Genomic DNA, 10,703 nt, shown 5'->3' with positions numbered 1-10,703 from the left:
GCTCTGTAGTATACCACCTCTCTTATAGGATACTATAAAAACGATTGGAGGGAAATGATTTTAATAAAATGTTTGTGTCCGACCGACAAAGGCGGACGGAAATGGAGGGAAATATGAATACAAAAATATTGAAAATCGTTTTAGTTGGTTTAATGGCTGGCTTATGTTATATATCATTTATGTTTTTACAGATTAAGATTCCCACACCAGGTGGTTTTACATCTTTTCATTTAGGAAATACTTTTTGTGTGTTGGCAGCTTTATTGCTAGGGGGATTACCTGGTGGTATTGCAGGTGCTATTGGTATGGGAATTGCAGATTTGTTGGATCCGGCTTATGTGATTGTAGCGCCTAAAACAATTATTTTGAAATTAGGGATTGGTATCATAACTGGTTTGGTTGCACATCGTATTTTTCATATCCAGCATAAGCAAGGGAAAGCGTTATGGAAAGCAGTTATTTTATCAGCTACAGCAGGTATGTTATTTAATGTGATTGGAGAACCTATTTTTTCTTATTTTTATACTGCTTTTATTTTAGGTGCTCCTGATAATGCAGCAAAAGCATTAGCTTCATGGAATGCTATAACAACGACAGTGAATGCTTTGATGGCCATTGTTATTTCATCAATCCTGTATATGGCTATGGCTCCAAGATTAAAAAATAATGGTTTATTAAAGAAAATTGTGCCAAAGGAATAGTAGAAATCTATTCCTTTTTGTATTATAATAATACAGGATGCCGACATAGCTCCAATCGGTAGAGCAGGCCACTCGTAATGGTCAGGTTGCAGGTTCAAGTCCTGTTGTCGGCACCATATGTAAAAACGCAACTGCGTTTTTTTCTTTATAAGGGGGAGCGATATGATTTTGAATCAGGAAAGTAAAAGATATTTTTTCATTATATTAGGGGCATTTATTTTTGCATTGGGAGTAAATTTATTTGTAGTACCTGTGCAATTATATAGTAGTGGGGTATTAGGAATTGCTCAAATTATAAGAACACTATTAGAACAAATCAGTAATGGCATGTTTCCATCTTCAATAGATATATCAGGAATTATTAACTTTGCGATTAACATACCTCTATTTATGTTAGCTTATCGTACCATTTCTAAACGTTTTTTTGTCAGAACGCTATTATCTGTTATTTCTCAAACTATCTTTTTAACATTCATCATGATTCCAACAACACCACTTGTTGATGATATTCTTACCAATTGTATTATTGGTGGAATTGTGACTGGATTTGGTATAGGTCTAACATTACGCTGTTCTGGAAGTGGTGGAGGATTAGACATTTTAGGTGTCTATTTTACAAAAAAGTTACCACATTTTTCAGTAGGAAAATTATCATTATTTATTAATTTAGCAATCTATGTTGTGTGTGCATTTTTATTTCATATTGAAATAGCCATTTATTCTGCCATTTATATGACATGTTTTACACTTGTTTTAGATAAAACTCATTATCAAAATATCAATGTAACATGTGTTATTTTTACAAAACAATTAGAAATTCAAAATAAAGTTTTATCTGAAATGGGACGTGGAATGACTTTTTGGCAAGGAAAAGGTGCTTATACAAAAGAAAATACTTATGTTATGGTAACAGTGATTAGTAAATATGAAGTGAATCAACTCAAACATATTATTAAAGGTCTTGATCCACAAGCATTTACTTTGTTTTTTGAAGGTATGTCAGTGGATGGACACTTTGAAAAGAGATTATAGATTTGCAGTATTTGAAACAAATTTGGTTTTTATAGAGATTTGATTATAATGAAAATAGGGGGGATTTGATGGACAAGAAATTAATCTTTTTAGATGCAGATGGAACATTGACATTGCCAGATGGACGAGTATCACCAAAGGTGCAAGAAGCTATTCATCAAGTTCAAAAAGATGGACATGAAGTCTTTTTATGTACAGGAAGAAGTTATGCAGGAGCTAGACCACTTTTTCCAATTGGTTTCGATGGTATTATCAGTAGTGCGGGTGGATATATTGAGGTGCATGGTCAAAAAATCTTTGAATCATGTTTGAGTCAAGAAGATATTCAACTGGCAAGGCATATTTTTGATCAGCATCACATTTTATATAATTTAGAAGCTAATCATATGACTTTTCAAGATGAAAAGATGAATTATGAATTTGTAAAACATCGTTTAAAAGATGGAGAAAATTTAAATTCTGAATTACAGAGATTATTAAATGAACAAAAAGAACATTTTAATATTCATCCATTAAAGGAATATGATGAAAATCCTATTCCTATTCAAAAGCTATGCTTTATGTGTGAAAAAGAGGAAGATTTAGAAGAACCTAAACGTGTTCTATCAGATAAATTTCATTTTGTCATTCATGAAATCTTTTCTCAAGATGTCATTAATGGTGAAATTATTATGAAAGGAACAGATAAGGGAACGGCTGTTGAAAAGGTATGTGAATATTTAAATATTCCTATTCAAAATACAATTGCTTTTGGAGATAGTATGAATGATTATGCGATGATTCAGACTTGTGAATATGGTGTTGTCATGGCAAATGGATCAAAAGAACTCAAACAATATGGAAATGCTATATGTGAAAGTGTACAGGATGATGGAATTTATCATGAATTGCATCGCTTAGGTTTATTTTAAAAAGTTGTCATAAAACGTTTATAACGTCTTTTGACAACTTTTTCTTTCTTTATATGCCATAGCTTCTCTTTGAAAATGTTTATAACCAAGATATGAAAAAATAATGAGGACAAGAGAATAACCAAGTGCAATTATCAAATCGAACTTAATGAAAAGCACAATGATAGCAAGAATCAAAAGCCAAAGTGAATGTTTATAACGCTGAAATTTTTCTTCAGGGTTTAAAGAATACCAGAACCATTTGTGCATAGATATCGCACTCCTCTTATTTATTATAACATAAAAAACCTACTTACGTAGGCTTTCATAAGCTTTTAAAGCATGTTTATGAACATCAAAAGAGCTGGCAATTAAAAGGTATAAAAATCCAGTCTGAACAAAGAAAATAGTATAATCTAATATCCCGTGAATAAAGATCATCACTGTAAAGGATACAATCAATGCAACCAATGTCTTATCAACTTTTAATTTACATAAACGATATAATCTTTGAATATTAGAATAAATATATGGAGCAATAGTTAATAATCCAACAATTCCAAAACAAAGCAATGGATCTAAATAAATACTATGAGCATGTTCGGTTGGATGACCATGATATAATGGATAGATATGCATATAAGTCATAGGGCCTTCACCAAACAAAGGATGTGTTATAATATTTTGAATAGCAACTTCCCAGATACCAGCACGTGTCATGAAATAAGCAACAATATTATCAACACGTGGGAATTTTGATGGATTTAATAGGAAATAAATACAAGCCACAATAACAAGAGCTAATATGCATGCACATGTTTTATGATGCTTGTCTACAATCAACATAATTAAAATGCCACCAGCTAATGCAGGCCATGCAGTTCGACAGGCAGTTAATAATAAAACAAAAAGATTTAATCCAATGACTGCGACATAATAAATAAATTTTTTCCATTCTAATTTTATATCTTTAATTTTTAATATTTTATAGAAAGTTAAACAAACAAAGAATTCAATCATCATAGCATAGTAATTAGCATTAAAGAAAACGGAATTAATACGATCTTGAGGACGATTGAATATCATGATTTCAAACTGATCAATATTGTAAGAATTCAAAATACCAATATATTCAATTAAACCATATAAAGCTGCAAAAATACTTAAAACAATAATACAGTTTGTTATATATTCAAATAATCGTGAATCAATATGAATACGATAATATAAAACAAAAGATAAAATCACTAAAATACCAATGCTACAAACAAAACCATAATAGTTTTGATAAAACAGAGAAACAATAGCACTTAATAAACTAAAATAAATAATAAAACGACTTTTAGGTATTTGTCTATAAGCTTCCTGTATTTCCCCTTTCCATAATAAACGAAGTGTTAAAAATATTAAAATCCCTCCACACATATAAAAAGGTAAAAACATTGAAAAAACAGCAACAATGATATATCTTTGATGATGTGTAAAATGTGTTTTTAAATACTGAATCCCAAAAATAAAAAACACCTCCCAAACGTATCTCTATTTTACAACATTTCTAAATTTATGTATACTATAAATAATCAAGATAACAAAAATGTAAGAAATGAGGGAAACAAGCTGAAATATTTATATATTTATAATTATTCGCCACATGAACAGAACTTATGTGAAATGGAATTTAGACATATTTTTCATGAAGATATGCAAACAAAATATTATATAACAAATCAGGATTTTGATTATTCCAGAAGTGCTTATATCAGGGGAAAATTAAATATTTTATATGAAAGTGCCTGTTTTGATGAAATAGTCAATTTTATTGAACAACAGAATTATTGTTATTATGATTTTAAAGTCATCTATTTAAAAAACGAAATCACACATGTGCCATATCAGGAATCAATTGATAAATGTAAGCAGATTGCCTTGCCTATTGCTGGTTCAGTGAATATGCATCATCCTCAAACAATCTTTGCGATTACAAAAATTCATGAAATATGGTATTTTGGTATTTATCAAAATGATATGAGATGGAATCAACATAATGATAAACCTTATTCATATTCACATTCATTAGCCTTAAGAGATGCGAGAGCAGTTGTTAATATTGCTTTAGGAAATGATTTATCTAAAACGATTGTTGATCCATGTTGTGGAGTAGGAACTGTTGTTTTAGAAGGATTGAGCATGAATGCTCATATTGTTGGTTATGATATCAATAAATATGTGGCTTATCAGGCAAGATTGAACTTAGAACATTATGGGTATGATCCATTATTGATTCAAAGATGTGATATGAGAACATTAAAGAAAACATATGATGTCTGTATTTTAGATATTCCTTATGGTGTATATAGTCCATTTACATATCAGCAACAATGCGAACTTTTAGAAAAGACCAGAGATATTGCAGCAGAGCTGGTTTTAATTTCACACGTTCCAATGCAAAAAGAATTAATAAATATAGGATATCATATGAAAGATCAAGCTATGATACAAAAAGGGAGCTTTCAAAGATATATAACACATTGTCTATAGGAGTGGGAAAAATGAAACATATTTTTATGATGCATGATACAAAGCGTCATCATGATTTAGAAGGCGTGATTCATGATATCATGCAGGAATATGTATATGAAATTGTTTATACAACATCAATGCAAGATAGTCAAAAATACATTCAAAATTGTTTAGAACCATCAAGATTTTATGCAGTTGGTGGAGATGGAACAATCAATGGCTTGTTGCAGGCGTTAGTACATAGTGACCATGAACTTGTTATTTTGCCTTTTGGAACGGGGAATGATTTTTGTCGTACACTTACAAAAGAAAAGAATATCCGTCAACTATTAATTCAATCATTAAAGCAAGAAAGCCAAAAAGTTGATACCATTCAAATCAATGACAGATATTATTTGAATTCTGCTTGTTTTGGATTGGACAGTATAATCGCAAATAAAGTCCATGATATTCCAGATATTCCATTTGTACCTGAATCACAGAGTTATATTATATCTATTTTTAAACAAGTATTTCGTTATGATAATCATCATGTAAAGATTGTATCAGATGGAAAATGTCTTTATGATAATCAGACAATTCTCTGTACATTAAATAATGCGCAATATTATGGTGGTGGTTTTCAAATCACACCTCAAGCTCATATTCAAGATGGTTATATGGATATCTGTGTTGTCGATCGTGTACCAAAGATCAAAATACCTTATTTGGTCACTTATCTTTTATCACATCAATTACATAGACGACATGAAGTCCATTATTATAAAGTGAAAGAAGCAACAGTTTACTGTCACTATAGCTGTAATATTGATGGTGAAGAGTATAAGGCAGACAGTTATCATTTTCAAGTATGTCCGCAATCATTAAACTTAGTGTTGTATAAAAAAAGCTGATATGAATAAGTCATTCATTGTGACTTACTCAATCAGCTTTTCCATTATATATGATTATAATGATTTTCTTTTTTTATTAACAACAAGAATTCCTACACTAATAAGTGCTAATGAAGCGATAAAGTAACCTTACCATTAGCATCAACTAAGATTTGAGTTTTTCTTTCTTCATAACTATAACAAAAAAACACTAAGATATTTAACTTAGTGTTCATATTCTTCTGCAAAGAAAACCTGATGCCATAATGAGAAGCAATAGACAGTCCAGATTTTTTTATAATAGTCATGTTTATGATTTTTATGGTCTTCTAACATAGATAATAGTTTTTGATCATCAAACAATTGTTTAATAATAGGTGTCTGTAAACCATCATAAACTTTTTGATAAAGATCATCTTCACGCATCCATTCTCTAAGTGGAACAGGGAAACCTAATTTCTTTTTCTTGTAAGCTTCATTAGGAATAACTTTTTTAGCAGCTTGTCTTAATAAGACTTTTGTATTTTCTTTTGTGACTTTTTGATTATCTTTTAATTGACTTGCGACTTGGAAAACTTCTTTATCTGTAAAAGGAACACGACTTTCAATAGAATGAGCCATTGTCATTTTATCACCTTTTTGCAAGATGTCTTTAATAAACCAAGTTTGTAAATCAAAAGCTTGTCTTTTTTGAATATTTGTTGCTTTCTGAACACGATCAAAGACATTTCCAACAATATCTTTATGACTATGTAAATGACTTGTATCTTTTAATAAATGTTTACAATCATTATCAGAGAAAACAGGATTAACACCTACATAATAATCTTCAATACGCTCTCCATTTCTAATTAAGAAAGGAATACCTTTAAATGTGGGTAGATGTTTACATATAGATGCAATAGCATGACGAATGAAGAAAGGAATTTTTCCATACAATCCACTATCAATATCTCCACGATAAGTATTATAACCACCAAAAAATTCATCAGCACCTTCACCAGATAAAACAACTTTGACATCCTGACTGGCAAGTTGACTAACAAAATATAAAGCGACTGCAGCTGGATCGGCAGTTGGTTCATCTAAATGATACATAATCTTTGGTAAGACTTCCAAATATTCTTCTTTAGTAATAATTTTGCTTTTGTTTTCAATACCTAATTGTTGTGTTAAATCTTTAGCGTAGTTAATTTCATTATATCTTTCATCATTATATCCAACTGTATAAGTATGTTGAGGTCTCGCTAATGAAACAAGATATGATGAATCAATCCCACTGCTTAAGAATGATCCAACTTCAACATCAGCAATCAAATGATGTTGGATAGAATCTTTCATGATTTGATCAATAGCTTGAATCATTTCCTGATCAGTTTTATATTGATCTTTGAATTCAATATGATAATAACGTTTAATTTGAATCTTTTGATCCTTATAAATAAGATAATGTCCTGGTAACAATTGTTTAACATTTTTAAAGAAAGTCTTTTCACCAGCTACATAATTCATTTTTAAATAAATATCTAAGACTTCAGTATTTAATTCTTTTTTAAAATCAGGATGATCTAAGAAACCTTTGATTTCACTTGCAAATAAGAAATGAGCAGGATCATCATAATAATAGAAAGGTTTAATTCCAAAATGATCTCTGGCACAGAATAACTCATGTGTCTCAGTATCATATAATGCAAAAGCAAACATCCCTCTTAAATAATTCACAACATCATAACGATATTCTTGAAAACCATGTAAAATCACTTCTGTATCACTATGAGTTTGAAAAACATGCCCTTTGGCTTCTAAATCTTTTTTTAATTCTAGATAATTATATATTTCTCCATTAAAGACAACGACCAAATGATCAGATTTCATAGGTTGCTGACCACCAGCTAAATCTATAATAGATAAACGACGATGTCCTAAAGCTACATAATCATCAATGAACTGCCCTTCACCATCAGGCCCTCTATGAGCAATACGATCCATCATCTTTTTTAGTATTTGACTTGCATTTTCATTAACAGGTGCGAATCCAACTATTCCACACATCGTAATCACTTCCTTCGTGAAAGCATTATAACATGCTTTTTCATATAAAAAAATAAAAAAGTAAAGAAAAAGAGGACTTAATCCTCATTGATGTCTACATATAATTCAACATATCCACAAGATTTACATAATGCCGCTTTTAAAGCATATTCCTTTTTCTTCAGGTTTTCATTTTTTTCGATGATTGTAAAGTCGCTAATAGGTTGTGCAGTATCTTTAATATAACAATCTTCTTTCATTTCTTTATGACATCTTGGACATTTTCTCATGCATACCACCTCTCTAATATTATTATACAAAATTTTAAAAAGAAAACAAAGAAAAACAGAAAAATGTGTTCATTATGATTTTACAAGAAATCCATTATTTCCCATTTTATTCGTTGAAATATATGTTATAATATGTCGAGAGGTGATTGGATGATAAAACTTGAAAATGTAACAAAAGTATATAAAACCGGTGTAAGAGCCGTTAATAATATGAATGTTGATATTGGTGATGGTGAGTTTGTTTATGTCATTGGTCCAACTGGTGCAGGTAAATCAACTTTCATCAAATTATTGTATCGTGAAGAAAAAGCCAGTTCTGGTAAAGTTATAGTAGCAGGACAGGATGTCTCTAAAATTAAAGATCGTAAGGTTCCTTATTTTAGAAGAAATATTGGTGTTGTTTTTCAAAACTTTAGATTATTACCTAAAAAAACAGTCTTTGAAAATGTAGCTTTTACATTAGAAGTGACTGATACACCTAAAGTTCAAATCAGAAAAAAAGTGAGAAGAACATTAGAACTTGTTGGATTAGAAGATAAAGCCAATGCTTTTCCTCATGAATTATCTGGTGGTCAACAACAACGTGTAGCGATTGCCAGAGCGATTGTGAATAATCCTAAAGTTTTGATTGCTGATGAACCAACAGGAAACTTGGATCCTGATACTTCTCATGAAATTATAGAATTATTAGAGCGAATTAATGAAATTAATCATACAACAATATTAGTTGTCACACATGATAAAGAAATTGTTCAAAAACATAAAAAAAGAACAATCTTAATTGAAGATGGTTGTATTAAAACGGATACAAGTGTAGGAGGTTATGTTGATGGAATTCATTAGTTGTATAAGAAACTTTCCTAAACACTGTAAAACAGCTTTTCAAAATATTTGGCGTAATGGCGTTATGTCTGTATCATCTATTTTTGCAGTGACTATAACCTTATTATTAATTGCAGTGATTGGAGTTATTGCGATTAATATTCAGGATATGACTTATAGTATTGAAGATAGTTTAACAATCTATGTACAGATGGATAGAGAAATCAGTGATAAAGAAGCACAACAGATATTGCCTGAAATTGAAAAAATTGATGGCGTTAAAAAAGCAACTTTTTCATCTAAGGAAAATGAGTTAGATAAGTTAATTGAAATGCAGGATGAAGATGGGAAAAAATTGTTTGAAAGTTATCGTGAAAACAATCCTTTAGGAGCAGCTTATGTTGTTGAAGTGGACGATGCCAAAGAAATAGATACGGTAGCTGATCAGATTAGTGGTTTAGAACATGTCAATCAAGCGACATCTGGTGGAGACTCTACAAATTCTTTAGTGAATAGTTTAGAAACAGTTAGAAATGGTGGTGCTATTTTCGTTGTAGGACTGACTATTATCGCATTGTTTATGATTGCCAATACAATCAAGATTACAATTACATCACGTCAAACAGAAATCAGTATTATGCGTATGGTTGGAGCAAGCAACTGGTATATTCGTTTACCATATATGCTTGAGGGTGTTTTTATTGGTTTATTAGGTTCTATTGTTCCTATTCTGGTGATGTATTTTGGATATAATTGGATATACAGTGGAGCTGTGGATTTATTGCCAGCCATGTTATCAATGCGTGAACCATTCCCATTTATTTGGCATTGTTCAGGAATAATGGTTGCTTTAGGATGTGGTGTTGGTTTGATTGGAAGTTTTGTATCAGTTAGAAAATTCTTGAAATTTTAAAAGCTTTGGGAAAAGACCCGAAGCTTTTTTTGGAGGTTATATGAAAAGGTTTATTATGATTGGTGGAACGATGGGAGTTGGCAAAACAAACACGAGTCAACTTTTAAAAAAGAAATTAAATCATAGCGTTATGTTAGATGGTGATTGGTGTTGGGATATGCATCCTTTTATTGTGAATGAAGAAACCAAAGCCATGGTCATCAATAATATTGTCTATCAGTTACAGTCTTTTATTGACTGCTCTGTGATTGAAAATATTATTTTTTGTTGGGTGATGCATGAACAATCTATCATTGACCAAATTTGTGATCGTCTTTGTTTAGATGACTGTCAGGTTTATTCAATATCCCTTGTCTGTGATGAACAGACATTAAGACAGCATCTTCAAAAAGATATTGACTTAGGTCTAAGAGAAGAAAGCATCATCAAAAGAAGCTTAGAGCGTATGTCTTGTTATGATAAGTTATCTTCACATCAGATAGATATTTCTTCATTGAAGCAAGATGAAATTATTTGTTGAATGCCAAATTAAATGATAAATAGTTCTTCAATTTATTTGGTTAGGATACAAGGTGAGATAACTATAATATTCAAATTAAATTGTCCTGGCTATTCATATTATTTGCTACGTG

At 30.6% G+C, this 10,703-nt stretch carries 11 protein-coding genes and 1 tRNA gene; 9 read left to right on the top strand and 3 right to left on the bottom strand.

Features of this window, described 5'->3' with window-relative positions; all coding sequences use genetic code 11:
• Window positions 1–113 precede the first annotated feature (113 nt).
• The 4 genes from B5G32_RS12470 to B5G32_RS12455 all read left to right on the top strand — a co-directional run bounded on the left by B5G32_RS12470 (window position 114) and on the right by B5G32_RS12455 (window position 2,644).
• Complete coding sequence (locus B5G32_RS12470; RefSeq protein WP_087298190.1) at window positions 114–701, top strand: ECF transporter S component; 588 nt, start codon at window positions 114–116, stop codon at window positions 699–701.
• 39 nt (window positions 702–740) lie between these two features.
• Window positions 741–817 (top strand) — tRNA-Thr (locus tag B5G32_RS12465).
• A gap of 46 nt (window positions 818–863) precedes the next feature.
• Window positions 864–1,733 (top strand): YitT family protein, encoded by an 870-nt coding sequence (locus B5G32_RS12460; RefSeq protein WP_087305568.1) that lies wholly within the window; start codon window positions 864–866, stop codon window positions 1,731–1,733.
• Between the two features lie 68 nt (window positions 1,734–1,801).
• Window positions 1,802–2,644: an HAD family hydrolase gene (locus B5G32_RS12455; protein ID WP_087936830.1), complete on the top strand. Its 843-nt coding sequence runs from the start codon at window positions 1,802–1,804 to the stop codon at window positions 2,642–2,644.
• Between the two features lie 288 nt (window positions 2,645–2,932).
• On the opposite strand, the gene B5G32_RS12445 is transcribed toward B5G32_RS12455, so the two are convergent.
• The gene (locus B5G32_RS12445; protein ID WP_087936829.1) at window positions 2,933–4,147 is read right to left on the bottom strand and encodes an O-antigen ligase family protein; all 1,215 of its coding nucleotides are present in this window, start codon (window positions 4,145–4,147) and stop codon (window positions 2,933–2,935) included.
• A gap of 147 nt (window positions 4,148–4,294) precedes the next feature.
• Here B5G32_RS12445 and B5G32_RS12440 point away from each other — a divergent pair, with 147 nt between their 5' ends.
• Window positions 4,295–5,161 carry a TRM11 family SAM-dependent methyltransferase gene (locus B5G32_RS12440; RefSeq protein ID WP_239386250.1) on the top strand — a complete coding sequence of 289 codons (867 nt, stop codon included), beginning with the start codon at window positions 4,295–4,297 and terminating at the stop codon, window positions 5,159–5,161.
• An 11-nt stretch (window positions 5,162–5,172) separates the two neighbouring features.
• Window positions 5,173–6,036 carry a diacylglycerol/lipid kinase family protein gene (locus B5G32_RS12435; protein WP_087936827.1) on the top strand — a complete coding sequence of 288 codons (864 nt, stop codon included), beginning with the start codon at window positions 5,173–5,175 and terminating at the stop codon, window positions 6,034–6,036.
• A 204-nt stretch (window positions 6,037–6,240) separates the two neighbouring features.
• On the opposite strand, the gene asnB is transcribed toward B5G32_RS12435, so the two are convergent.
• Together asnB and B5G32_RS12425 are read right to left on the bottom strand one after the other, a co-directional pair.
• Complete coding sequence (gene asnB, locus B5G32_RS12430) at window positions 6,241–8,067, bottom strand: asparagine synthase (glutamine-hydrolyzing) (RefSeq protein WP_087298197.1); 1,827 nt, start codon at window positions 8,065–8,067, stop codon at window positions 6,241–6,243.
• Between the two features lie 77 nt (window positions 8,068–8,144).
• Window positions 8,145–8,336: a hypothetical protein gene (locus tag B5G32_RS12425; protein WP_087243864.1), complete on the bottom strand. Its 192-nt coding sequence runs from the start codon at window positions 8,334–8,336 to the stop codon at window positions 8,145–8,147.
• Window positions 8,337–8,486: 150 nt separating this feature from the next.
• On the opposite strand from B5G32_RS12425, the gene ftsE reads away from it, so the two are divergent.
• From ftsE to B5G32_RS12410, 3 genes are read left to right on the top strand one after another with little or no spacing between them, the layout of a single operon-like run.
• Window positions 8,487–9,179, top strand: coding sequence for a cell division ATP-binding protein FtsE (ftsE, locus tag B5G32_RS12420; RefSeq protein ID WP_087243863.1), 693 nt, complete (start codon window positions 8,487–8,489; stop codon window positions 9,177–9,179).
• The gene (gene ftsX / locus B5G32_RS12415; RefSeq protein ID WP_087243862.1) at window positions 9,166–10,071 is read left to right on the top strand and encodes a permease-like cell division protein FtsX; all 906 of its coding nucleotides are present in this window, start codon (window positions 9,166–9,168) and stop codon (window positions 10,069–10,071) included. The genes ftsE and ftsX overlap by 14 nt, the downstream gene beginning before the upstream one ends.
• A gap of 40 nt (window positions 10,072–10,111) precedes the next feature.
• Complete coding sequence (locus B5G32_RS12410; RefSeq protein WP_087936826.1) at window positions 10,112–10,591, top strand: AAA family ATPase; 480 nt, start codon at window positions 10,112–10,114, stop codon at window positions 10,589–10,591.
• Window positions 10,592–10,703 lie beyond the last annotated feature (112 nt).

Source organism: Massilimicrobiota sp. An80, from assembly GCF_002159255.1.
In the GTDB taxonomy this organism is placed as follows: Bacteria; Bacillota_I; Bacilli_A; order Erysipelotrichales; family Coprobacillaceae; genus Allocoprobacillus; species Allocoprobacillus merdigallinarum.
Note: the sequence above shows the minus strand (reverse complement) of the source record. Positions and strands in the feature narration are given on the sequence as shown.

Bases quoted from the DNA above. Each gene is read 5' to 3' on its own strand.
- B5G32_RS12425 (WP_087243864.1), bottom strand. From the start codon at position 8,336: ATGAGAAAATGTCCAAGATGTCATAAAGAAATGAAAGAAGATTGTTAT.
- B5G32_RS12470 (WP_087298190.1), top strand. From the start codon at position 114: ATGAATACAAAAATATTGAAAATCGTTTTAGTTGGTTTAATGGCTGGC.
- ftsX (WP_087243862.1), top strand. From the start codon at position 9,166: ATGGAATTCATTAGTTGTATAAGAAACTTTCCTAAACACTGTAAAACA.
- B5G32_RS12410 (WP_087936826.1), top strand. From the start codon at position 10,112: ATGAAAAGGTTTATTATGATTGGTGGAACGATGGGAGTTGGCAAAACA.
- B5G32_RS12455 (WP_087936830.1), top strand. From the start codon at position 1,802: ATGGACAAGAAATTAATCTTTTTAGATGCAGATGGAACATTGACATTG.
- B5G32_RS12440 (WP_239386250.1), top strand. From the start codon at position 4,295: ATGGAATTTAGACATATTTTTCATGAAGATATGCAAACAAAATATTAT.
- B5G32_RS12460 (WP_087305568.1), top strand. From the start codon at position 864: ATGATTTTGAATCAGGAAAGTAAAAGATATTTTTTCATTATATTAGGG.
- asnB (WP_087298197.1), bottom strand. From the start codon at position 8,067: ATGTGTGGAATAGTTGGATTCGCACCTGTTAATGAAAATGCAAGTCAA.
- B5G32_RS12435 (WP_087936827.1), top strand. From the start codon at position 5,173: ATGAAACATATTTTTATGATGCATGATACAAAGCGTCATCATGATTTA.
- ftsE (WP_087243863.1), top strand. From the start codon at position 8,487: ATGATAAAACTTGAAAATGTAACAAAAGTATATAAAACCGGTGTAAGA.